The organism is Rhizobium sp. 10N427, assembly GCF_056394605.1.
In genome coordinates, this window is the sequence record NZ_JBFTID010000008.1 from 1 (window position 1) to 22,582 (window position 22,582).

A 22,582-nucleotide genomic window follows, 5' to 3' on the forward strand; every position below is an offset into this window, starting at 1 on the left:
TCTCAAAGCTAAAGCCGAAGATACCCATCACCCGCACTTGGCCTTCCCTTTGCAACCCCGGCCAGCGCCGGGCAGGCCAAGCGCTGATCGTCTACAGGGGGGTGAATATTGGACGCCGATAAGGGGTCAACATTGCGAGCCGATTGACAAATGGTCGTCCTGTCAGCTCTGAGCAAAGCTTAGCAAGTGCGTGGGCGGCGGATTTCACAACCTGGTCCTCCTTTGCCCCGCGCCGCAGCTCTCTATCGAATAGCTTCGCGTCTCGACTGAGCGATTTTAGCTCTTCAAGCAGCGCGTCAAAGCGACCAATAGGTTGGTTCCTACCGCGATAGAATTCTGCAATGAAAACCCGAGGGGCACTCTCAAGCTGTTCAATCGCGTTTTCAGCGGCCCTTTGCACTTCGCGTGCGGCGACGACTCGCTTCTCAGTCGATAGGGGCATTAGTGACCGCTTAGTCCAATAACTCCACCAAATACCGGACAATCGCTCCTCAACTAACCCTCGATCTAGCTCAGTACCGGAGAGTGTTTCATGCCGAGATGGTCTGGCCTGAATAAAGGCCATGGCCAGGTCCGCGCCCTTGCGGCCAAAATCGTCAGCTTCTTCAATCCTATGCAACATTTTACGAACCTCTAGAACTGAGTTATAAAACCCGAGGAACATGTGCGACCTAAAGCCATCGCGATCTATGCCAATTCTTCGATTGGTGTACCGACAACATCCAGCGGATTGACGGTAACRAACACGGTATAGCTTGATTATTGTATAAAAAATAAAAATAAAATCAAGTATTTATAATCTTAATTAGGTTCCCTTCACCCGCTCCAATCTTCTCTACACTGAAAATGAAATGAGCGGCCGGAGCCGCTCATTTGACGTTTTGATTTCCCGTTGCTCAGAACTCTGTCCAGTCGGCTTCCTTGCTTTCCGCCGCCGGGCTGCTCTTGCCAAAGGCGCTGGCGAGTTTCTGGCCGAGTGCGCGCGCCGGTGATGCGGCGGGCCTTGCGGTTCCTTCGTTGGCGACGCGGATCGAGGCTGGGCGCGGGTTGGCTGCGCGGGCCGGTGCTGGGCGGGGTGCTGCGGCCGGGCGGGGAGCGGAATGTGAGGCGGGCGCAGCGGCGGCGAAGCCACCGGTTCCGGTCAGCCTGAACTCTGAAAGAAGGTTGTTCAGCGATGCCGCTTCGGTTGCCAGGCTGTGGCTGGCGGCGGTGCTTTCCTCGACCATCGCAGCATTCTGCTGCGTGCCCTGGTCCATGGTGTTCACGGCCGTGTTGATCTCCTGCAAGCCGGTCGATTGTTCGCGCGCGGCCTCGGCGATCGCGTGGACGTGCTGGTTGATTTCCTGCACCTCCTGGACGATCGCATCCAGCGCCTTGCCGGTCTCGCCAACAAGCGCCACGCCGGTCTGCACGTGCGTGCCGGAATTGGTGATCAGCGCCTTGATTTCCTTGGCAGCATTGGCGGAACGCTGGGCGAGTTCACGGACTTCCTGGGCAACGACCGCAAAGCCCTTGCCGGCTTCACCGGCACGCGCCGCCTCGACACCTGCATTGAGGGCCAGCAGGTTGGTCTGGAAGGCGATGTCGTCGATGACGCCGATGATGTTGCCGATTTCCACCGACGACTGCTCGATCTGCTGCATCGCGCCGACCGCCTTCTGGACGATGGCGCCGGATTTTTCGGCGCCGCTGCGCATGCGTGTCACCAGCTCACTGGCTTCTTGAGCACGGCGGGCGGCATCTCGTACCGTTGTGGTGATCTGCTCGAGCGCTGCTGCCGTCTGTTCGACGGAGGCCGCCTGCTGTTCGGTGCGGCGCGACAGCTCGTCGGCCGAGGAGCGGATTTCGTTGGCACCGGCGCCGATGGCGCGGGCATTGGCGCCGACGGCATTCATCGTGCCGTTGAGCTTGCTGACGGAGCTGTTGAAATCGGCGCGCAGGCCTTCGAGATGCTCCGGGAAAGGAGTCTCGATATGGGCGACGAGATCGCCTGATGACAGGCGCTTCAGGCCATTTGCCAATTCGTCCACGGTGCGGGCGAGTTCGTTGGCTTCGCGGATCTTTTCGGCTTCGCGCTGGCTGCGCTCGTTGTCGCTGAGATTGCGCTCGCTCTCGGCGCGCGCCTCGATCTGCTTGCGCTCGAGGGCGTTGTCGCGGAAGACGGCAAGTGCCGCTGCCATCTGGCCGACTTCGTCGCCACGATCGAGGCCGGGCACGTCGCGTTCCGTCTCTCCTTCGGCAAGCAACGTCATGCGCTCGCGCAGCTGCACCATCGGCCCGGCAATACCTGCCTGGGCGATGTAGAAGCCCAACGCCATCGCACCGGCGATCGATGCAGCAATGACGGCGAGGCAGATGTTGATCCGCGTGCGAACGGCAACGGAGAGCGCATCGCCGCCGTCGTTGAGCATCGACATCATCGCGTCGTTGTTTGCGGTCATTTTCGGTGTCAGGGCGTTCAGCTTTGTCGTCATCATGACAGCTGCCAATTGGGCGCTGGTCATGTCGCCGGATTTTCCAGCTTCGACGACTTTCGCCGACAGGGCTTCGATTTCGTCGATACCCTTCAGGAGCTCATCGATCGCGCTCTTGCGCGCTGGAACCAGATCGGAGGCCTGCTGCAGACGGTCGCGGGCCTGCGGGATCTTGCTGGGCACCGACAGAGCCGTCTTGAAGGCAGGCGTATCCGGCTTCATGTTCGAGAGCGTAGTTGTCTGAAGCACAGAGGAAATCAGCGAGGCGCTTGCGCGCGAGCCCTGCATGGCCGCCAGTGCCTCATGATCGATGAAGGCACTGTAGTTTGCGTCAGCGCGGAGGAATTCGGAGATGATATATCCCACACCGGCGACGGTGATCACGCCGAGAAGCGCGATGACGGAAAGGATCTTGGTCCGGATTTTCAGATGTTTGAGCATGGAAAAAGCCCGTTGCGTTCGGCGCGGCCTGTTGCTTGCCGCAGCGCGTTTGAAATCAATGTGTGAAACTCAGCGAAATCTGCTGCGGTTCTTGCGGCATTCCGAAATACCTCGGAGAGGCTCGACAGCGCGCATCATGCAAGCGGCGGGAGGGGCCGGTGTCGTCGCCGGCGATAAGAATCCAGATTGCTTAATGCTGCCCTAACGCCGCGGGGCAAACCACAGAAAAGATGGCAAGCAATGCGTGCCTGGCAAATGACCCGGGCGGTCTATGCAGGTTTCCGGCAGGGCACGTGCGGGGTTTTGTCCCAGAAAAACGGATTGCTGCGAAGCTGCCAGACGGCACGCCACGCAGCCGCCGAGAGCATCAGCCAATAAAGCGGCAATGCCAGCCAGCGCAGCCTGAGCGCCCGGCGCTCCCAGCGCGTCATTGCCTTGCGCCCAAGTAGGACGAAAAGCACGTAGCTGGCGATGACATTGCAGCTATCGACCGCAAGCAGGATCCAGTGGACCAGATCTTTCGCACTGTTTCGTTCGGCGAGGTCGAGCAAAGCCGCGCTTATGAAGAACAGCATCCACGGATGCGCGAGCGCAGACAAAAGCATTCCGGCGATCAGCAACTGAAACACCGCAAAGCCCGCGAGGCCCATCTCCCGCATAAGCAGCGCGGGATCGCGCATCAACACCAGCCACGTCTGCAGCCAGCCCTTGAACCAGCGGGTACGCTGGTGAAGCCAGGTCGCGGCAGTGACGGGCGCGTCTTCCAGCGTCTGAGAGCTCAGCACGCCGCAGCGATATCCCCTGCGGTAAAGCCGCATGCCGAGGTCGGCATCTTCGGTGACATTGTGCGGATCCCAGCCGCCTGCTTCTTTCAGGATGCTGGTCTTGAAGTGGTTTGAGGTGCCGCCGAGCGGCATCGGCAGGCGCATCAGTGCCAGCATCGGCAGCAGCATACGGAACAGCGCGGAATATTCGAGCGCAAACGCAGCCGATATCCAGGAGTCGCGGGCATTGGCGATGATCAGCGGCGCCTGCAAGCAGACGACGTCATCAGGGGACGCCCGGAAGGTCGCATATGCCTCGCGCAGCTGGTCCGGATGCGGCCGGTCTTCGGCATCGTAAACGGCGAGCAACTCGCCGCGTGCCGAGGCCAGTGCATAGTTCAGCGCCTTCGGCTTCGTTCGCGGCCGGGCGGGCGGGACCTCGATGATTTCGAATTGCGTGCCGAGTGCCTGCGCCTTCAACGCTGCGATCGTCTCGCGATCGTCTGCCTCGCAGACGAGCTTGATATCGAGTTTCGAGACCGGCCAATTCAACCGCTTCAGGCAGGTGATCAGCTGCTCGGCGACCGCCGCCTCACGGTAGAGACCGACCATGACCGTATACACAGGCAGCGGATCGCCATCCGCTGTGCGGAGATTGAAACGCGGCACCGGTTTCTTGAGTGCCATGAAGCGGATCAGCATCGATGCCAGATAGAATAGCGAAACGAAGATATGCGCTATGAGCAAGACATTGGCATTCGCCAGAATTCCAGCAGCAAGAGCCGTCACGGCTACACCGGCAATGAAACCCTGCTTTCCAAGCAGCACGATACGCGCGCTTGCATCGGGGTCACGCTCGAAAAGCGTATTGACGCTCTGCTTTACCTGTCGCTGGGCGCCACGTTCCCAGATTGCCCTGCGCATCTCCGCCGGGGTGGTGATCAGCAGCTGCTCGCGCAAATCCGGGCGGGCGGCCAGCCGTGCCTGCAGGGCTGGAATCTGCCGGGCTTGCGGTACGATCGCATGGGCATGCTGCGGCAGGTATTGGAGCTTGAGAACCTTGGTCTCGATAAGCTGCGTATCGAGGACGTCACTGTCGTGAATGAGTTCCGGATTTAGCCGGTCGATAAACTCCAGCCGGAGCAACCGCGCCAATCCGGCATAATAGTTCTCAGCAAGAATCCAGCCGCTGGACAACAGTTCCTGCTCGATCGTCGTCCCGTTTTGCCGCGCCAACCCGGCGGCCTCGGCGATCATCGGTTTCCCGATGCCAAGTTCCTGCAGAACGCGAGCCTCTGTACGGAAAAGCTCATCGTCCTCAGCCTCAAGGACGACCCGGTCATTCTGGCTGTGATTTGTTCGCAGGCGGTCGATGGCGCCGCCCGGCGCATATTCCCCGATACGCATGACTCTGATACACCGTCACCGAAGCGGCGACACCCTGCCCCTGATCCGAGGCTGGATAGTAATGACACAATCCTCAATTGCATCCCTAGCTTTTAAGGGATTGTTAACTTTTTGGTTGTCGCTGGTTGTGTTTTTTCCTGTGACGGCCGGGGCGCAGCAGGCCTCGCCCTCTCTGCCGCTACTTTTCGATTCCCGCGAACGCCTTGCCAAGCCGGACCTCTCATCGCTGGTGCGGCTGCGGTTCCTGACATCCGTGGATTTTCCACCGTTCAACTTTACCGATCAAAACGGAAAGCTGTCGGGTTTTAATGTCGATCTGGCACGCGATATCTGCAATGAACTCGAGATTGCAGATAAATGCGAAATCCAGGCCTTGCCCTTCGCCGATCTTGCGGAGGCGCTTGCAGCGTCGCAGGGCGACGCGGTGATCGCAGGCCTGGCGGTGACGCCGGATCTGCGCGGCAAGTTCACATTTTCACGGCCCTATCTGATGCTTCCGGCCCGCTTTGCCCGAAATGGCAAGGCAGAGATCAAGGGCGATACGGCAGCGGCACTGGCAGGCAAGCCGGTCGGCGTTGTCAAGTCGACTGTCCATGAAGCGATGCTCGCCGCCTATTTCCCGGCCATCAAGGCGGTGCCGTTCGACAACAAGGAAGCGCTGCTGACGGCTCTGAAGGACGGCAAGGTCGATGCTGCCTTCGCCGACGCGCTGCAGCTCTCCTTCTGGGTGTCGTCACAGGCATCGGCAAAATGCTGCTCGCTATTCGATGGCCCCTATCCGTCGGAGCAGTTCCTGGGAGAGGGCATGACGATCATGCTGCGCCGGAACGATGCGATCCTGACGGCGGCGCTGGATCACGCTCTGGCGGCCCTGTCGCGCAACGGCCGCCTGCAGGAAATCTACCTGCGTTATTTCCCGAATGGTCTCTACTAGCCCTTGCGGAAGCGGGCGATCGCGCTGCGCTCGATCGCGGCGCAGGTGAGCTTGTCGAGACCCAGCCGGTCGCGCAGCATGCTGAGAAGGCGGAGTTCTTCTGCTTTGACGGAAAGATCGGCCGAGGCCACTTCGACGGCCAGCGCATAGGCGGTGTCGTAGAGCTTTGCCGGCAGCGTATCCTTGACCGTCTCCAGCACCACATCGAGTCCCTCGGGGCCGGAAAGCAGCGAAGCACAATCGCGGGCGATCGGGATCAGCTTGTCATCGTCGAAATCCCGGAAGACCGGCAGAAAGCCGATCAGCTGGCCGATACGCTCCATCTCCCGGTCGTTCATCGTGCTATCGACGGCCGATGCCATGACCATCACATAGATCAGGGCGTCATGGGCGGAAAGCGGCTTGTTCATTCGGTCATTCCCTCTGTTCTCCCGAAGTTTAGGAATTGGTCTGTGTCATTACAAGGGATCGTCAGGTCGGATCGAGGGGATTGTCGTCAGGCGGCGGATCGGCTGGCGGTGCGATCGGCGCACCCTTGCGCGGGTCGTCGCCGAAGATGCCTTTCTTGTCCGCCCTAGCCGTCTCGGAGGCTGCAGCAAAGGCGGAGCCGGGTGCGGCTTCCGCCCAGCCGTTTTCGGCAAGCCATTCCGAAAGATCCTGCGTGCCGATCTTGCAGCTAGCCGTCGCCGTGCCCTTCCAGTTGGCGTCGTCTAGATCGCAGGTCACCGAGCGCAGGCGCAGGAACAGCCGGAAATTCGTCTTCGCCAGCATGCCGCAAGGCCAATCGCTGCCATCGCCATCCCTGCAGCTCTTGTCATCAGGCGTCGGCAGGATACCGGCAAGCGCCAGCTTCCGGTCGCCGAAGGCAAGCACCCCGGCGCTTTCGGCAACCGGCCGCGGCAGCACGGCACCCTTCTTTGGTTCGGGTTTCGGCTTTTCCGGCTCGGGCGCCGCAACGCGCTCCAAAGGCCTTCCATCGACCTCTGCCGGATAGAACTGGCTGCCGCTATCGACCGGTCTGGCATTCATGCTGATTTCGGGGGCAGGCGGCTTCAGAGCAGGCGGCGGCGCAGCGCTTGCGGCCTCTGAGACAGCAGGAGCGGGCGCTTCGCTTTCTATTGCCGCGGCATCAGCCCCGGAAAACCGCTCCCGCCCGGCTGCCAGCATGCCCGCAACAATGGCGATCCCCGCAACAGCTGTCAGAAGTGCCGCAGGCCGCATGGAAGATTTTCCTATTGGCTGGCCCAGATGATGCGGGCAATCCAATCCACATCGGAGAGCTCGAATATCCGGTTCGGGTGTTCTGGATTGAGCGACATCAGCTCGATGGAACGCGGGCTCTGGCGCAACAGCACCTTCGCCATCACCTCTCCCTCGCGCGTCTTGACCACGACGCGGTCGTTGCGGCGTACCTGCGCGCCGGGCTCGACGATCAGCACATCGCCATCCCGGTACAGCGGCATCATGCTGTCGCCCTGGACTTCGAGCGCGTAGACGCCGGCCTTTTGCGAGGGAGCGGCCGGGAATTCCACGACGTCCCAGCCTTGACCGGCGGGAAAGCCGCCATCGTCGAAAAAGCCGCCCGCGCCCGCCTGCGCGAAGCCGAGAAGCGGTATCGAACTGCCCTGAGCCGGAAAGGCGCCCTCCGGAATGCCGGAAAAGCCGGTGGCCGGGCGCATGAAGGTCAGGAACTGCTCCATGGTCGCGCCGGTCGCATCCAGCACCTTGGCGATGGATTCGGTCGAGGGCCAGCGCATCCGGCCGTCAGTGGAGAGACGTTTGGACTTGTTGAAGGAGGTGGGGTCGAGACCCGCACGGCGGGCAAGACCCGAGGGCGTCAGGTCGTGCCGTTCGGCAAGCCTGTCGATCGCTCCCCAAATCTGCTCGTGTGACAGCATCGTGCATGATCCTGCGCGCTGAGCGCTACTCTCCAGTCGGCGCAAAGATTAACGCCAAGCTCACGCATAGTAAAGAGGATAGAGGAATAAAATCCTGTTTTGGATCAGGCGACCATCGCCATGTTGATCTTGCCGAGCTGGATGACAGCCTGGGTGCGGCTATCAACATTGAGCTTGAGCAGGATGGCCGAGACATGCGCCTTGATCGTCGCTTCGGAGACGCCGAGTTCATAGGCGATCTGCTTGTTGAGCAGGCCTTCGCCCAGCATGGTCAGAACACGGCTCTGCTGCGGCGTCAGCGTATGCAGTCGGTGGATGAGATCAGCGACATCAGGGTCCTGTTCCTGCCCGTCGCGGTAATTTTCAGGTGTGGCGATATCGCCGGCCAGTACCGTCTGGATGCCGCGGCGGATATCCTCGATCCCGGATGATTTGGAGATGAAGCCCGAAGCGCCGAGTTCCAGCGCCCGGCGGATCGTTGTCGCATCGTCGGTGGCGGAGATGATGACGATCGGCAGGCTGGCGAATTCCGAACGCAGCGACATCAACCCGGAAAACCCGCTAACCCCTGGCATGGCCAGATCGAGCAGCATCAGGTCGGCATCAGGATGATCGCCGGCGGCAGCACGCGCCGCGCTGAAATCACCGGCCTCGATAATGGATTGCTGTCCGTCCATGCCGGATACGGCCTGACGCAGCGCATCCCGGAAAAGCGGGTGATCGTCTGCAATGATGATCGTCTGTTCCTGCATCGATCACTCCCTCCCAAGAGCCGATCCCGTCCTCCCACATGCGGCGGCGCGCGCCACACATGTCTCCATTCTTATATGACTATATCAAATCAGGTCTTTTGCGGAAGGGGCGCCGTCTTCTCATCCTCCTGGAATTGCTTCACGACGCCCATGAAGCTCTTCATCATCTTTTCCATGATGCTGATCGAGCGGTCGATCTCGGCATCTGAGGGCAGGGCCTTGTTGACGATGCTCTTGTTCTCAAGCGCGCCGACGCGCTCCGAGAGCCGGTCGAGCTCATCCTCGTAGGCGGCCCGCTCATCGGCGGCCATACGGCAGACCAGCGATCCCTCTTTCTCCTCGCAAAGCGACATCGCGCCGGTCTGCTTGTCGAGACGGATGAAATGGTCGCCGCTGCGCTCCAGCTGGAAACGCGCCGCGTCAGGCTCGGCGGCGAAAAGCGTTGCGGGCAGAAGCAAGGCTGCAAGTCCGATTGCGATCGTCTTCATCAGATCATCCTCCGGATTTTGGGTGCGGCTGTCGTTTTTCGCCTGCGGGCCGTGGACATCGCCGTCTCTTTGCGGCAAAGCGCTGGCAACCAGGATCAGCCATTCGTGAGGCCATCATGACCGTGACACCGGCCGTTTACAAGATCGTGACGGAAATGCTCTGGCAGCAGGCGCGGGAAGCAGGCGTCTTCCGCGGCGCCGGCATCGATCTCAACGACGGTTTCATTCACCTTTCGACCGCCGCCCAGGCACGCCAGACCGCAGCGCTCTATTTCGCAGGCCAGGCGGATCTGATGCTCATCGCGATCGACAGCACAGAGTTCGGCGACAAGCTGATCTTCGAAGCCTCGCGCGGCGGTGATCTCTTTCCGCATCTCTATGGCGAGCTGCCGCTTTCCGCGGTGATCTGGGAGAAGCCGCTGCCGCTCGACGAGGCAGGCAATCACATCTTTCCGGAGCTTATCTGATGATGGACCTTTTCAAGCAGGCCACCCGCAAGGGCCTCTTCCTCTTCGATCCGGAAACGGCGCATGGCATGTCGATCGCCGGGCTGAAATCCGGTCTCGTGCGGGCTTGCCGCATTCCCGCCGATCCGCGGCTCGCACAAACGGTCGCCGGCCTGACATTCGCCAATCCACTCGGCATGGCTGCCGGTTACGACAAGAATGCCGAAGTGCCGCAAGCCCTGCTGCGGCTCGGCTTCGGCTTCACCGAAATCGGCACGGTGACGCCCAAGCCGCAATCCGGCAATCCACGCCCGCGCATCTTCCGCCTGGTCGAAGACAATGGCGTCATCAACCGCCTCGGTTTCAACAATGAAGGCCACGAGGCGGCCTTCCAGCGCCTCGCGGCGATCCGAGGCGATGGCATCATCGGCGTCAACATCGGCGCCAACAAGGATAGCGAGGACCGGATCGGCGATTACGTCACCGGCATCCGCCGCTTCTATTCCGTCGCCCGCTATTTCACGGCCAATATCTCCTCGCCCAACACGCCGGGCCTGCGCGATCTGCAGGCGCGCGAAAGCCTTGCGGCCCTTCTGTCCGCCGTGCTCGCCGCCCGCGACGAGGAAGCGAAGAAGGCTGGCCGCCGTGTGCCGGTTTTCCTGAAGATCGCGCCTGATCTGACGGAAGAGGGCATGGACGATATCGCCGCAGAAGCCCTGGCGCATGCGCTGGATGGCCTGATCGTTTCCAATACGACGCTCGCCCGCGATGGCCTGAAGGATCAGCGGCAGGCGAAGGAGGCTGGTGGCCTTTCCGGCGCGCCGCTCTTTACCAAGTCGACGGCCGTGCTCGCGCGGATGCGCAAGCGCGTCGGCCCGTCTATGCCGATCATCGGCGTTGGCGGCGTGTCCTCGGCTGAAACCGCGCTTGAGAAGATCAAGGCCGGTGCGGACCTCGTGCAGCTCTATTCCTGCATGGTCTATGAAGGCCCGGGTCTGGCCGGCGATATCATCCGCGGTCTCTCGAAGCTCGTTGACCGCGAGAAGGTCTCATCGATCCGCGAGCTGCGCGACAGCAGGCTCGATCACTGGGCTGCCGCGAAGGTCTGATCGGCGCGCGGCTTGACCAGCATCACCAGGAAGATGCCGCGAAACAGCAGGAAGGCGTTCATCGCCAGCCAGAGTCCGTGATTGCCGAACAGTGGTACGAAGACCGCCAGCGCCGCCAGGTATCCGGCGAAGGACATCAGCATGCGATTGCGCATGTCTGAGGACCAAGTCGCGCCGATGAAGACCCCGTCCATCAGAAACGCCAGCGCGCCGGTGAGACCTGTGATCGCCGCCCAGGGCATATAGGTGTTGGCCGCCTCGCGAACATCGGGGGAGGTGGTCAGCACCGAGATCAGCCACGGCCCGGCGGCAAAGAAGAACGCCGAAACGGCGGCCGCAAGTCCGAACGACCAGATCGCCGTCAGCTTCAGGCCGCGATCGAAGGCCGGACGGTGGGCTGCGCCGATTGCCCGGCCGGTGATCTGCTCGGCAGCATTGGCAAGGCCATCGAGATAATAGCCGGACAGTAGAAAGAAGTTCATCAGCACCGCATTGGCCGCCAGCGTCACAGCGCCGAAGCTGGTGCCGATGCGGGTCATGATGGCGAAGGAGCCGATCAGCACGAAGGTGCGGATCAGGATATCGCGGTTGAGCGCGAAGAGCTCTGCCAGCCGGTGCCGCGACAGGATTTCGGCACGTTGCGGGCGCTGACTTCCTCTGAAGCTGCGCAACACGATTGCCAGACCGGCGAGCGCGCCAATCGTCTCGCCCACCATCGTGCCCCAGGCAACGCCTGCGACACCCCATTCAAGCTCCAGACCGAGATAGATGGCGAGTACGATGTTGATGCCGTTGATGAGGATTTGCAGCGAAAGCCCGATCGTGCCCTGGCCGCGTCCGAGGACGAAGCCGAGAATGGCATAGTTTGCCAGCGCGGCAGGCGCCGCCAGGATGCGGATCGAGAAATAGGTGCTGGTCGCTTGCGCCACGGCCGCTTCCGGCCCCATCAGCTTCAGTCCCGCTGCCAGAAGCAGCGGGGACAGACAGAGCAACAATACGCCGCAGCCGATCGCCGAAATCATCGCCCGCCAGAACACGCCCTGCTGCTCCCGCAGATCACGCCGGCCGAGCGCCTGCGCGGTCAGGCCGGTCGTCGAGGCGCGGAGAAAGTTGAAGCTGCCGAGGAGGAGGTCGAACAGCATGGCGCCGATGGCAAGACCGGCAAGCGCGTCGGGTTGGCCCATATGGCCGACGACGCCGGTATCGACAAGGCCGAGCAACGGCGTCGTCATGAAGCCAAGGGTCATCGGGATGGCAATCGACAGCACCAGCCGGTGCGTCACGTCGAATGCCAATGGGGGGTGGTCTTCAGTCCTGCTCATGCCTGCCTCGAAACGGGAGGCAGAATCGCCTCAGTTCGAGAGCACCATGGCCCAATAGGGCCAGTTGTTGGAAGATGCATTATGCGCGACGGCAACGCCGACGCCGCTATAGCGGCCGAGCATGTTTTCCAGATGATGCGGCGAGTTGATCCACGCCTGAACGATGCCATCGACAGACTTCTGGCCGACGCCGATATTCTCGGCCGCCGGAAGCTGCACGCCGCTCGCCTTCACACGGGCGCCAAAACTGTCGGACATGCCCATGAGATGCGCCATCTTGCCGGCGCTCGCCATGCGCTTCGCCTGGAAGATCGCTGCAGCACTTGCCGCCGGGTCGATGCTGAGCGGCGGCAGGCCGTTCTTGGCACGCAGCTGGTTGACGAGCGGCAGAGCGGCCGCCGTCTCATCCTGACCGTCCGAGGGCGTCGACGACATCTTCGGTGTGGTGGTGCAGCTTGCAACGCCCGCGACAAGTGCAAGGCCTGAGAGGCGCAGCAACCCGCGCCGGGAAACGATTGTGAAGCTCATGATCAGCGGCGATAGTTGAAGAGACGGATGATGATGAAGATCGGAATGACGATCGTGGCGCCGAGCAAGAGATAATCGCCGACGCGGCCGAGGGCCGAGAAGCCGCGATACCAGATTTCCCGGATGAAATCGCGAATGCCGTAGACGATCTCATACGGCGTCCAGCCGAAGATCGTCATGACGAAGCCGACGATCAGCGAAACCACCAAGAGCTTCACCAAAGTTCGGCCGAGCGAGTCGCCGAGAAACTTGTTCACCTGATCGGACATTCACATCTCCTGTTTGCCCTGAGATACGGTCGCGAATCATTGCTCGCAAGCCTTTTCCAGAGCTGTCCGCCCCGCCTCTGAAATAGGACTTGAGTTTTTTTGTGGCCACCGCCAAATGCGCGAGCACTCAAAAGGTCCCATCATGCAACAGAGCCAGCTCTCTTCAGGCGACGTCATTGCCGACCGTCGCGCCGATTATGCCAAGATGCTCGATGAAGGCGGCGAGCCGGAAGCGGCGGCGGAACTCATGGAGCAGGCGCTGGAGCTGACACCCGGCTGGGCGGCCGGCTGGTACCGGCTGGCGACCTACAGGGAAAAGGCCGGCAACACGGCTGGCGCTGCCGATGGCTACAGGCAGACCCTCGCGCTCGACCCCGAGGATATCTTCGGCGCAGGCCTCAAGCTCGCGCTTCTCGGCGAAGCGGACACACCGGACCAGCCGCCGAGCCGCTATGTCGAGCGTCTCTTCGACGACTATGCGGGTCGCTTCGAGACATCGCTTGTCGAAAAGCTCGATTACTCCGTCCCGCAGAAGCTGGCGGCCCTCGTGGCATCCACCGGCCGCCGCTATATGCTGGCCGTCGACCTCGGCTGCGGCACGGGTCTCCTCGGGCCGGAAATCCGCGGCACCGCCGATGCACTCGAGGGCTATGATCTGTCGCAGAATATGCTGGCCAAAGCGGAAGAGAAGGGGATCTACGATCATCTGGCTCAGGCCGATCTCTCACTCTCGCCCGAAAGCTCCGGCATCTTTTCAGGCAGAAGCGAAACTCGCGCTGACCTGATCACGGCTGCCGACGTGCTGATGTATCTCGGCAATCTCGAAAGCGTCTTCCTGATCGCGGAACGGCTTGCTGTGCCGGGCGGCGACTTCGCTTTCTCCGTCGAGGATGCAGGCGAGGGCGATAGCTTTCATCTGGCGCCTTCGCTGCGCTATGCCCACACGAAAACCTATGTCCGAGCCCTCTGCGCCCGCCATGGCTTCGACGTGCTGAAAATCGAGAAAACCATCATTCGCAAAGATGGCGGAAAACCGGTTTCCGGTATTCTGTTCCTTACGCGCCGGGGCAAGTGAGCGCATAAATCTTGCGAATTTGAAATAGGTCAGTATTGCTTACATATTTCGCTTGCTCGCAAGTGCGAAAAGCCCAATAATTCCGCCATCAGCCGACCGGCACCGCCATCCAAAAGCAGGAACGCCCCGGCTCTCTCATCATCGAAAATCCATCGCGCAGGAGTGTCTCCGGCGCTCTTGAACTCGTCTGCCGTTTGGAGATTAGCGACATGACCCAGCTCATCAGTGCCCTCGGTTTCTGGAACACCAGCGCCACTCGTCACACCGCCGTCGAAGATGTGCAGGGCATATTCACCGGCAGCCTCGTCTCGGCGCTCGGCCTTTATGTTCTCGCCAGCGCCGGCCTCTTGACCGGCAGCACGGCGGGTATCGCCTTTCTGCTCCACTATGCGTTCGGCATCAATTTCGGCCTGGCCTTCTTCTTCCTGAACGTGCCGTTCTTCTATCTGTCCTGGAAGCGTCTCGGCATCGCCTTCACGCTGAAGACCTTCATCGCCATTGGCCTCACCTCGGCGCTGACAAGCCTGCAGCCGAAAGTGATGGCGATCGCCACGATCCAGCCGGCATGGGCGGCCCTTCTCGGCGGCCTGCTGCTCGGCTTCGGCCTTCTGGCGCTGTACCGCCATCGCGCCAGCCTCGGCGGCGTCGGCATTCTCGGCATCTATATGCAGGAGCGTTTCGGCATCCGCGCCGGTCTTGTGCAGCTCGCCATCGATATGTGCGTGCTTGCCGCCGCCTTCTTCGTCACCACGCCGCCGGTTGTCTTCTATTCAGTGCTGGGCGCGGTGGTGCTCAATCTGTTTCTGACGATCAACCATCGCGCCGATCGCTACATCGCGCTGTGAGCGCGCGTGAACAAATCGTAACTTGCCTCATCCATGCTGCAGCGCGAAAATGACCTCGCGCCGGAAATGATGAGGTGACGATATGTCAGAACTGGAAAAGCTTGTCAGACGCCGCATGAAGGAAGAATATGCGAAGGGTGCCTCAGCCGAGGAAATCTCCCAGACCCTCCGCCAGGTCTTCAACAGCGTCGATCCCTCCGCCGAACGGCCGGTCCAGACCGCACCCAAGACGAATTGATGAATGAACCCCTCTCCCCGTTTGGAGAGAGGGGCTCGCAGACTCAGGCAGCCTTTGCCGGCTGGTCGATCGGGTGCTGTGCCCGGAAGCCTACGGCGAGGCGGTTCCAGACATTGATCGCGCCGATCGCCACGGTAATCTTGGTGATTTCTTCTTCGCCGAAATGCGCCTTCAGCGCTTCGTAATCGGCATCCGGAGCGCCGGTCGAAGCGATGTTCGTGACAGCATCGACCCAGCCGAGCAGCGCACGTTCCCTGGCATCATAGACCGGCGATTCACGCCAGACGCACATCAGGTTGATCCACTGTTCCGAGAGACCGTCGTGGCGCGATTCCTTCACATGCATGTCGACGCAGTAAGCGCAGCCGTTGATCTGCGAGGCACGCAGCTTGATCAGGTGGATGAAGCGGCGCTCGAGACCTGAGGTCTGGACATACTGCTCCAATGCAGCGACGGCCTTGTAAGCATCAGGGGCAGCCTTGGCGAAATTGAAACGGGGTTGCATCGTCATTCTCCTTTGGGGGTAAGGCTCATCGAGCCGCTTTGCGTTCGTTCAAGTCCATGAAGGCGCAGCCGCGGGCGGCGATGCCTCCGTCATCATCGGCGGCAAGGTCCGCCAGAATGTCTGCGATCTTTGTCTTGGCGAGTTCGGCACGATAGGCGCGCTCGGCTTTCAGCATCGCCGCCGTGACCTGGCACGGCTTGGTGAAATAGCGCTGCGGCAGTGGGTTCGGCCCGCGCTGGCGTATTTCGCTGCAGCGGAAGGCGGGCGCCGGACCCTCGACGGCAAGCACGATATCAAGCAGCGAAATAGCATCGGGCTTTTTCGCCAGCCGGTAGCCGCCTTTCGGCCCCGGCACGGTGCTCAGCAGCCCGGCACCCGAAAGCGCCTGCAGATGCTTCAGGAGATAACTCGTCGAAACGCCGTGAAATTCGGCGAGTGCGGCGGCCGACAGCACGCCTTCGGCAGAAAGGCCGGCAAGCACCGCTACGCAATGAATGGCCTGCTCGACACCGTCGCTGAGTTTCATCGAAGTCACCTCCTTAATTCATGGATAAAAAATATCCATGATTATCGTGGGAGTCAAGCGTGTTGTTAAACAGGAGCAAATTTCAGCCGCGAGGCGGGATCTGCTTGTCGAGCCAGGTGGCGAAATAGTCCGGCCATGCCGCCGTATCGGTGCCCGGCACGCCCATGCCGAAGCCATGGCCGCCACTCGCCAGCCGGTGCAGCTCTACCGGCACGCCTGCCTTCTCGCAGGCAGCTTGCATGATCAGGGTATTCTGCGGATCGGAAATCGGATCGTCTTGCGCCTGCACGAGGAAAACCGCCGGGCAATGCGCCTTCACATGATCTTCCACCGACCACTCCGAACTGAGGGCCGGGCTCGGATGGCTGCCGATCAGCACCTTTCGCGTCGAGGTATGGTCGAACGGCGGTTTCAGGGTGATGACGGGATAGATCAATGCCGCAAGATCCGGCCGCGCCGAAAGCCTGTCGGCCGCATCGATCGGCTCGTAGGAAGCGAAAGCCGATCGCGTTGCCGCCAGACCGAGAAGGTGGGCGCCCGCTGAAAAGCCGAGGACGCCGAGGCGGTCAGGGTTGATCTGGAAGGTTCCGGCATTTGCCCGGATCAGCCGCAGCGCACGCTGCGCGTCCTGCAGCGGCGACAGTGGCCCGGCCTCCCAACCTTCGGCCGGAAGCCGGTAGGAAAGCACGAAGGCGGTGATGCCGCGATCGTTCAGCCACTGCGCGGCCGGTAGCGCTTCGTTCTGCATCTCAATGCGCTTGTAGCCACCGCCCGCCGCGATCAGGAAGGCCGTCCCATTGGGAGCTTTCGGCGCAAAGACATCGATCTTCGGCACCGCGATGTTGCTGACCGCCCCCTTGGAATTCTGCCGCACATCGCCCGACGGACCGCCGCCGCCCGGAGGAGAGCCCGGCCACAGCGTCAGGCTGGCGGGTGCCGCGGCTTCCGCTCTCGATATCCGGGGAAGAAGGGTGAGCGCGCCGATGGCGGCAAGGATCGAGCGGCGTGTCGGCATCTTCTGTCTCTCTTCTGTGTCAGCCGTCAGGCCGCTCCAGCAATACGGCGAAAATGCAGATCGCTGACTGGGACATCTTGCCAAGTGGCTCCGTCAGGATAGAAAGAGCCAAACCGGGAGGGGAAAATAATGGCATTCACAGGCGTTTTGAACTCTTCGGCAGACCGCCACTCGCTCCTTGACGATGCCCAGGGCCTGGTTGCCGGAAGCATGCTTGCAGTGCTCGGCGTGTCGCTGCTCTCAGGCGCCGGTCTTCTGACGGGCGGCACGGCCGGCATGGCCTTCCTGATGCATTACGCCACCGGCTGGAGTTTTGGCCTCTGCTTCTTCGCCGTAAACCTGCCCTTCTATTATCTCGCCTTTCGCCGCCTCGGACCTGCCTTCACGGTCAAGACCTTTATTGCGATCGCCATGACCTCGGCACTGTCCGAGGTTGCCCCACGCTTCATCAGCCTTTCGCATGTCGATCCGATCGCCGGTGCCCTCTTCGGCGGGCTGGTCATCGGCGCGGGCATGTTGGCGCTTTTCCGCCATCGCGCCAGCCTGGGCGGCGTCGGTATTCTGGCGCTCTATATCCAGGATCGTTTCGGCTGGCGGGCAGGCCTCGTCCAGCTCGGCTTCGACGGCATCATTCTGGCCCTGTCCTTTTTCGTCGCCAGCCCGTTCATCATTGCCTGCTCGGTGCTTGGCGCGGTGGTCCTGAACCTCACGCTCGCCATCAATCACCGCAAGGACCGCTATATCGCGATGTGAGATCGCGCTCTTCTCTTTCGCCCTGATTTCACTACCTTTATGGCGTGGACCAAGTCGATGCCGATACCAGCCTTGCCCTGCCTGCCCCTTTTCTCCGCTGGTTTGCGGAAAAGGGCTGGCGGCCGCGCACGCATCAGCTGGAATTGCTGGCGCGCGCCGAAGCCGGCGAGAGCACGCTGCTGATCGCGCCGACGGGCGCCGGTAAGACGCTGGCCGGATTTCTGCCGGCGCTGACCGATCTGACCCGCCGCGGCAAGATCCCGCCCGGTTCGGCCTTCACCGGCATCCACACGCTCTACGTCTCGCCGCTGAAGGCGCTCGCCGTCGATATCGAGCGCAATCTGACCAAGCCGGTCGAAGAGATGGGCCTGGCCGTCAGCATCGAAAACCGCACCGGCGACACGCCGAATGCCAAGCGCCAGCGCCAGAAGCTCAACCCGCCCGATATCCTGTTGACGACGCCGGAACAGGTGGCGCTGTTGCTCGCCAACAAGGAAGCCGGGCGCTTCTTCAAGGACCTGAAATATATCGTGCTGGACGAGTTGCACTCGCTCGTCACCTCCAAGCGCGGCCACATGCTCTCCCTCGGCATCGCCAGGCTCCGCAGGCTCGCCCCCGATCTGCAGACCATTGGCCTTTCCGCCACCGTCGCCGAGCCGATGGACCTGCAGAAATGGCTGGTGGCCCAGGAAGAGGGCGAGGAGAGACATGCCGGTCTCGTCACCGTCGAAGGCGGCGCGAAGCCCGATATCTCGATCCTGAAGACCGAGGAACGCATTCCCTGGTCGGGTCACTCCGCCAAATACGCCATTCCTGATGTCTACAAACAGCTTCTCGATCACCAGACGACGCTGCTCTTCGTCAACACCCGCTCGCAGGCGGAAATGCTCTTCCAGGAACTCTGGACGATCAACGAGGACAATCTGCCGATCGCCCTGCATCACGGTTCGCTCGATGTCAGCCAGCGGCGCAAGGTGGAAGCGGCGATGGCCGCCAACAAGCTACGCGCCGTCGTTGCCACCTCGACGCTCGATCTCGGCATCGACTGGGGCGATGTCGATCTCGTCATCCATGTCGGCGCGCCCAAGGGCGCCTCGCGTCTCGCCCAGCGCATCGGCCGCGCCAATCACCGCATGGACGAACCTTCGAAGGCGATCCTCGTGCCCGCCAACCGCTTCGAGGTCATGGAATGCCAGGCGGCGCTCGATGCGAATTACATCGGTGCGCAGGACACCCCGCCGGTTGGCCGTGGCGCGCTGGATGTGCTGGCCCAGCACGTGCTCGGCATGGCCTGCGCCGAACCGTTCGATATGCTGCAGCTCTATGACGAGATCCGGACCGCGTCCCCCTATGCCGATCTCGCCTGGGAAACTTTCGAGCAGATCGTCGATTTCGTTGCCACCGGCGGCTATGCGCTGCGCACCTACGAGCGCTACGCCCGCATCCGCAAAACCAGCGACGGTCTTTGGCGCGTCTCCAATCCGCAGGTCGCCCAGCAATACCGGCTCAATCTCGGCACCATCGTCGAGAGCCCGATGCTGAACCTGAAGATGGTCAAGCGCGGGGAGGGCGGGCGCATCGGCCGCGGCGGGGCGGTGCTCGGCAAGATGGAGGAGTATTTCTTCGAGCAGCTCTCCCCCGGTGATACCTTCATTTTCTCCGGTAAAGTGCTGCGCTTCGAAGGCATCCGGGAGAACGAGGCATTGGCCTCGCAAGCCTTCTCGCTTGATCCGAAGATCCCCTCATATGCCGGCGGCAAGTTTCCGCTCTCGACCTATCTCGCCGATCAGGTCCGCTCGATGATCGCCGACCCTGACCGTTGGCACCATCTCCCGGATCAGGTACGCGACTGGCTGTCGCTGCAGAAGGACAAGTCGATGCTGCCGAAGCGCGACGAGCTTTTGATCGAGACCTTCCCGCGCGGCAGCCGCTGCTACATGGTCGCCTATCCCTTCGAGGGGCGCCTGGCCCACCAGACGCTTGGCATGCTGCTAACACGGCGACTGGAGCGGGCCGGCGCAAAACCGCTCGGCTTCGTCTGCACAGACTATTCGCTCGGCATCTGGGGCCTGGAGGACCTCGGCCTGATGGTCCAGGACGGCCGCCTCAGCCTCGCCGATCTCTTCGACGAGGACATGCTCGGCGATGATCTGGAAGAATGGCTCGACGAATCCTTTCTTTTGAAGCGCACCTTCCGCAATTGCGCCGTGATTGCAGGCTTGATCGAGCGCCGTCATCCGGGCAAGGAAAAGAGCGGCAGACAGGTCACGGTCTCGGCCGATCTGATCTACGATGTCCTGCGAAGCCATGAGCCTGATCACATCCTCTTGCAGGCAACGCGGCAGGATGCGGGCACCGGGCTTTTGGATATTTCCCGGCTTGGCGATATGCTGAGGCGAATCAAGGGTCACATCACGCATCGTGCGCTGGACCATATCTCGCCGCTCGCCGTGCCCGTCATGCTTGAGATTGGCAAGGAAGCGGTGCCGGGCGAAGCCCATGATGCACTGCTCGCCGAAGCGGCAGACGACCTCATCGCCGAGGCGATGAGCTGATGAATTAGGATAGAAGACCGCAATGAACCGCCTGGCGCTGGCGCGCGAACTCAATGGACTGGTCCCGATGCCCGGCGTGGAAACGTCGGTTGCAGGCGTTGCCGCCGTCTGCGATCCGCTGGGCGCTCTCTACCTGCCAGAATCAAGCCTGCTCGTCGTCTCCGACCTGCATCTGGAGAAGGGCGCCGCTTTCGCCCGCCGCGGCATGATGCTGCCGCCCTACGACACGGTGGCGACGCTAACGGTTCTCTCTGCCGTCATCACCCGCTACGACCCGAAGATCGTCGTCTCGCTCGGCGACAATTTTCATGACCGCGTCGGCTCGCAGCACCTGCCGGAATCCTTCCGCATGCTGATCGCGGATATGGCCCGCGGCCGCGAATGGATCTGGATCAACGGCAACCATGACCCTGACGGCACCGTCGATCTGCCCGGTATTTCAACCGACGAGATCCACTATGGCGGCCTCACCTTCCGCCACGAGCCGAAGGGCGGATTGCAGCAGGGCGAAATCGCCGGTCACCTGCATCCGGCCGCCACCGTCCGCCGCCGCGAAAAATCGATCCGCCGTCCCTGCTTCGCGACCGATGGTTCCCGCCTGCTGATGCCTGCCTTCGGCGTGATGAGCGGCGGCCTCGATCTCGGCCACAAGGCGATGAAGGGCCTGTTCGATCACGCATCGCTGGTCGCCCATCTCCTGGGCCGCGACCGCATCTATTCCGTCAGGTTCGGGAACCTGCGCGGCTAAGCTAGCGCCTCAATCGCACCCATTCAGCTGCTGCTGATAGGTCGCGGCCATATTCGCAAACTTCTGCGCTGTCTTCTGCAACTGGCCGTTCGAGCGCCAGTCGCCGCGCTTGTAGCCGGTCGGGCCGGAATAATAGGCGAGGTAGAGATTGTAGGCATCGTTGCGCTGGATGCCGGTCGCCTGACTGTTGCTGTAGTGGTACCAGGCAATGAAATCGATCGCGTCGGCGAAGTTGGTGCGGCGGCCGGTCCAGTTTCCTGTCTCGGACTGGTAGTGGCTCCAGGTGCCGTCAAGCGCCTGGGAATATCCATAGGCGGTCGATTGCCGCGTCCAGGGAATGAAGCCGAAAAGTTTCGTGCGAGGCGGACGGGCGTTCGGCTGGAAGCCCGATTCCACATACATCGTCGCCATCAGGATCGGCACGGGAATGCCGTATTTCTTTTCGGCGCGCTCGGCCTCGCGCTGCCAGTTGGTAAACAGCCCATCGCGCTGGTCGAAGACCGCGCAGATATTTCGTGTCTGACGGGGCGCCGTCGCACAGCCGGCAACAAGTGCCAGCAGCACCAGGGCGAGAAGTGTACGGATACGCAAAACTGAACCTCTCGTTTCGAGAGATTACTAACTCGTAAATCTTAAAGAGCCGTTTTTATTCAAAGGCGAAGTTGTGTCCCTCAAAAGGCGGGAGCGCGGCAGAGCTGATCCGGCCAGGGATTGACCCCATCCCGCAGCCACAGAACCGCCTCCAGCCAGAAGCCGGCTGCGTGGCGGGAGTGAAACAGCCTGAAATGGCCTATTCTATCGAAACCCAGATCGGCAGGCGTAAGAATCAGCTGTTCGGCTGCTTAGTGATACCCGACTTCTCGGCCACAACATCAACGAAACTTAAGCCGCTTTCGGCACCTCGTAGCGCAGAATAACGCCGCCGTTCTTGGTCGCGGTGCTCTCGATAAGCGTCAGGGCGCGCTGTTCGCTGGCGGGCTTGAAATGGGGATTGCCGCTGCCGAGAATGACTGGCACGAGGCAGATGCGGATCTCATCGACCAGCCCGGCCTTCAGCATCCCGTCGGCGAGTTCGGCGCTGCCGAAGATGAAGATCGTCTTGCCATCCTGCTGTTTCAGCTTGGTGAACTCGGAGACGGGATCGCTGACGACGCGCGTGTTGTTCCAGGTCGCCTCTGTCAGGGTTCGGGAAACGGCGATTTTGGCGATGCTGTTCATATAGGGCTTGATATTGTCTTCGTCCTCGGTGGTCGTCCAATAGGCCGCCATCCCCTCATAGGTCTTGCGGCCGAAGACCAGCAGATCGCCCTCCTTGCCGAACTGCTCGGAATAGGCTTCCAGTTCCGGCCCCCAGACCAGCGTATGGAAGCCGATATCCCAAGGCTTCGTGCCCTCGAAATAGCCATCAAGCGTCATCAGATTCCAGACAACGAGCTTGCGCATTTGCATTTCCTCCCTTTGAACGTCTAAATCTATCATAGTCAAAACCG

General features: G+C 61.5%; 24 protein-coding genes. 9 read left to right on the plus strand and 15 right to left on the minus strand.

What is annotated here, in order from left to right; genetic code table 11:
- Positions 1–896 precede the first annotated feature (896 nt).
- Both AC1DIJ_RS17985 and AC1DIJ_RS17990 read right to left on the minus strand, forming a co-directional pair.
- Positions 897–2,915 (minus strand): methyl-accepting chemotaxis protein, encoded by a 2,019-nt coding sequence (locus AC1DIJ_RS17985; protein WP_112444542.1) that lies wholly within the window; start codon positions 2,913–2,915, stop codon positions 897–899.
- Positions 2,916–3,184: 269 nt separating this feature from the next.
- The gene (locus AC1DIJ_RS17990) at positions 3,185–5,086 is read right to left on the minus strand and encodes a glycosyltransferase family 2 protein (protein WP_477831501.1); all 1,902 of its coding nucleotides are present in this window, start codon (positions 5,084–5,086) and stop codon (positions 3,185–3,187) included.
- A gap of 61 nt (positions 5,087–5,147) precedes the next feature.
- Between AC1DIJ_RS17990 and AC1DIJ_RS17995 the strand changes: the two genes are divergently transcribed.
- Positions 5,148–6,020, plus strand: a complete 873-nt coding sequence (locus AC1DIJ_RS17995; RefSeq protein WP_112387496.1) for a transporter substrate-binding domain-containing protein — start codon at positions 5,148–5,150, stop codon at positions 6,018–6,020.
- Here the strand turns inward: AC1DIJ_RS17995 and AC1DIJ_RS18000 are convergent.
- From AC1DIJ_RS18000 to AC1DIJ_RS18020, 5 genes are all read right to left on the minus strand, one after another.
- The gene (locus tag AC1DIJ_RS18000; RefSeq protein ID WP_112387497.1) at positions 6,017–6,430 is read right to left on the minus strand and encodes a tellurite resistance TerB family protein; all 414 of its coding nucleotides are present in this window, start codon (positions 6,428–6,430) and stop codon (positions 6,017–6,019) included. The genes AC1DIJ_RS17995 and AC1DIJ_RS18000 overlap by 4 nt on opposite strands.
- A 61-nt stretch (positions 6,431–6,491) precedes the next feature.
- Positions 6,492–7,241, minus strand: a complete 750-nt coding sequence (locus tag AC1DIJ_RS18005) for a thermonuclease family protein (protein WP_112387498.1) — start codon at positions 7,239–7,241, stop codon at positions 6,492–6,494.
- Positions 7,242–7,252: 11 nt separating this feature from the next.
- Positions 7,253–7,918 carry a S24 family peptidase gene (locus AC1DIJ_RS18010; protein ID WP_112387499.1) on the minus strand — a complete coding sequence of 222 codons (666 nt, stop codon included), beginning with the start codon at positions 7,916–7,918 and terminating at the stop codon, positions 7,253–7,255.
- A gap of 104 nt (positions 7,919–8,022) precedes the next feature.
- The gene (locus tag AC1DIJ_RS18015) at positions 8,023–8,670 is read right to left on the minus strand and encodes a response regulator transcription factor (RefSeq protein WP_112387500.1); all 648 of its coding nucleotides are present in this window, start codon (positions 8,668–8,670) and stop codon (positions 8,023–8,025) included.
- Between the two features lie 89 nt (positions 8,671–8,759).
- Positions 8,760–9,158, minus strand: coding sequence for a hypothetical protein (locus tag AC1DIJ_RS18020; RefSeq protein ID WP_112387501.1), 399 nt, complete (start codon positions 9,156–9,158; stop codon positions 8,760–8,762).
- A gap of 116 nt (positions 9,159–9,274) precedes the next feature.
- Here AC1DIJ_RS18020 and AC1DIJ_RS18025 point away from each other — a divergent pair, with 116 nt between their 5' ends.
- Together AC1DIJ_RS18025 and AC1DIJ_RS18030 are read left to right on the plus strand one after the other, a co-directional pair.
- A complete protein-coding gene (locus AC1DIJ_RS18025; RefSeq protein ID WP_112387502.1) occupies positions 9,275–9,625 on the plus strand; it encodes a DUF952 domain-containing protein in 351 nt (116 codons plus the stop codon).
- Positions 9,625–10,713, plus strand: coding sequence for a quinone-dependent dihydroorotate dehydrogenase (locus tag AC1DIJ_RS18030; RefSeq protein ID WP_112387503.1), 1,089 nt, complete (start codon positions 9,625–9,627; stop codon positions 10,711–10,713). The genes AC1DIJ_RS18025 and AC1DIJ_RS18030 overlap by 1 nt, the downstream gene beginning before the upstream one ends.
- Here AC1DIJ_RS18030 and AC1DIJ_RS18035 read toward each other — a convergent pair.
- Genes AC1DIJ_RS18035 through AC1DIJ_RS18045 form a run of 3 tightly spaced genes read right to left on the minus strand, consistent with a single transcriptional unit; the run spans position 10,689 to position 12,832 of the window.
- A complete protein-coding gene (locus AC1DIJ_RS18035) occupies positions 10,689–12,035 on the minus strand; it encodes an MATE family efflux transporter (RefSeq protein ID WP_112387504.1) in 1,347 nt (448 codons plus the stop codon). The two genes, AC1DIJ_RS18030 and AC1DIJ_RS18035, sit on opposite strands and share 25 nt — an antisense overlap.
- 30 nt (positions 12,036–12,065) lie before the next feature.
- Positions 12,066–12,563, minus strand: a complete 498-nt coding sequence (locus AC1DIJ_RS18040; protein ID WP_112387505.1) for a CAP domain-containing protein — start codon at positions 12,561–12,563, stop codon at positions 12,066–12,068.
- Between the two features lie 2 nt (positions 12,564–12,565).
- Positions 12,566–12,832 carry a DUF6460 domain-containing protein gene (locus AC1DIJ_RS18045; protein ID WP_112387506.1) on the minus strand — a complete coding sequence of 89 codons (267 nt, stop codon included), beginning with the start codon at positions 12,830–12,832 and terminating at the stop codon, positions 12,566–12,568.
- 142 nt (positions 12,833–12,974) lie between these two features.
- Here AC1DIJ_RS18045 and AC1DIJ_RS18050 point away from each other — a divergent pair, with 142 nt between their 5' ends.
- From AC1DIJ_RS18050 to AC1DIJ_RS18060, 3 genes are all read left to right on the plus strand, one after another.
- Positions 12,975–13,907, plus strand: coding sequence for a methyltransferase (locus tag AC1DIJ_RS18050; RefSeq protein ID WP_112387699.1), 933 nt, complete (start codon positions 12,975–12,977; stop codon positions 13,905–13,907).
- 209 nt (positions 13,908–14,116) lie between these two features.
- Positions 14,117–14,752, plus strand: a complete 636-nt coding sequence (locus AC1DIJ_RS18055) for a YitT family protein (protein ID WP_112387507.1) — start codon at positions 14,117–14,119, stop codon at positions 14,750–14,752.
- Positions 14,753–14,834: 82 nt separating this feature from the next.
- The gene (locus tag AC1DIJ_RS18060) at positions 14,835–14,990 is read left to right on the plus strand and encodes a hypothetical protein (protein ID WP_310293121.1); all 156 of its coding nucleotides are present in this window, start codon (positions 14,835–14,837) and stop codon (positions 14,988–14,990) included.
- Positions 14,991–15,033: 43 nt separating this feature from the next.
- Here AC1DIJ_RS18060 and AC1DIJ_RS18065 read toward each other — a convergent pair whose 3' ends face one another.
- From AC1DIJ_RS18065 to AC1DIJ_RS18075, 3 genes are all read right to left on the minus strand, one after another.
- The gene (locus AC1DIJ_RS18065; RefSeq protein ID WP_112387508.1) at positions 15,034–15,495 is read right to left on the minus strand and encodes a carboxymuconolactone decarboxylase family protein; all 462 of its coding nucleotides are present in this window, start codon (positions 15,493–15,495) and stop codon (positions 15,034–15,036) included.
- A gap of 25 nt (positions 15,496–15,520) precedes the next feature.
- A complete protein-coding gene (locus AC1DIJ_RS18070) occupies positions 15,521–16,021 on the minus strand; it encodes an RrF2 family transcriptional regulator (RefSeq protein WP_112387509.1) in 501 nt (166 codons plus the stop codon).
- 82 nt (positions 16,022–16,103) lie between these two features.
- Positions 16,104–17,036: an alpha/beta hydrolase gene (locus AC1DIJ_RS18075; protein WP_112387510.1), complete on the minus strand. Its 933-nt coding sequence runs from the start codon at positions 17,034–17,036 to the stop codon at positions 16,104–16,106.
- 129 nt (positions 17,037–17,165) lie between these two features.
- Here AC1DIJ_RS18075 and AC1DIJ_RS18080 point away from each other — a divergent pair, with 129 nt between their 5' ends.
- From AC1DIJ_RS18080 to pdeM, 3 genes are read left to right on the plus strand one after another with little or no spacing between them, the layout of a single operon-like run.
- Positions 17,166–17,789 (plus strand): YitT family protein, encoded by a 624-nt coding sequence (locus AC1DIJ_RS18080; RefSeq protein ID WP_112387511.1) that lies wholly within the window; start codon positions 17,166–17,168, stop codon positions 17,787–17,789.
- Between the two features lie 44 nt (positions 17,790–17,833).
- The gene (locus AC1DIJ_RS18085; protein WP_112387512.1) at positions 17,834–20,344 is read left to right on the plus strand and encodes a ligase-associated DNA damage response DEXH box helicase; all 2,511 of its coding nucleotides are present in this window, start codon (positions 17,834–17,836) and stop codon (positions 20,342–20,344) included.
- Positions 20,345–20,366: 22 nt separating this feature from the next.
- Complete coding sequence (gene pdeM / locus AC1DIJ_RS18090; RefSeq protein WP_112387513.1) at positions 20,367–21,092, plus strand: ligase-associated DNA damage response endonuclease PdeM; 726 nt, start codon at positions 20,367–20,369, stop codon at positions 21,090–21,092.
- Between the two features lie 9 nt (positions 21,093–21,101).
- Here pdeM and AC1DIJ_RS18095 read toward each other — a convergent pair whose 3' ends face one another.
- Together AC1DIJ_RS18095 and AC1DIJ_RS18100 are read right to left on the minus strand one after the other, a co-directional pair.
- Entirely contained in the window at positions 21,102–21,683 is a 582-nt protein-coding gene (locus tag AC1DIJ_RS18095) for a transglycosylase SLT domain-containing protein (RefSeq protein ID WP_112387514.1), read from the minus strand.
- Between the two features lie 291 nt (positions 21,684–21,974).
- Positions 21,975–22,535 carry a dihydrofolate reductase family protein gene (locus tag AC1DIJ_RS18100; RefSeq protein WP_112387515.1) on the minus strand — a complete coding sequence of 187 codons (561 nt, stop codon included), beginning with the start codon at positions 22,533–22,535 and terminating at the stop codon, positions 21,975–21,977.
- Positions 22,536–22,582 lie beyond the last annotated feature (47 nt).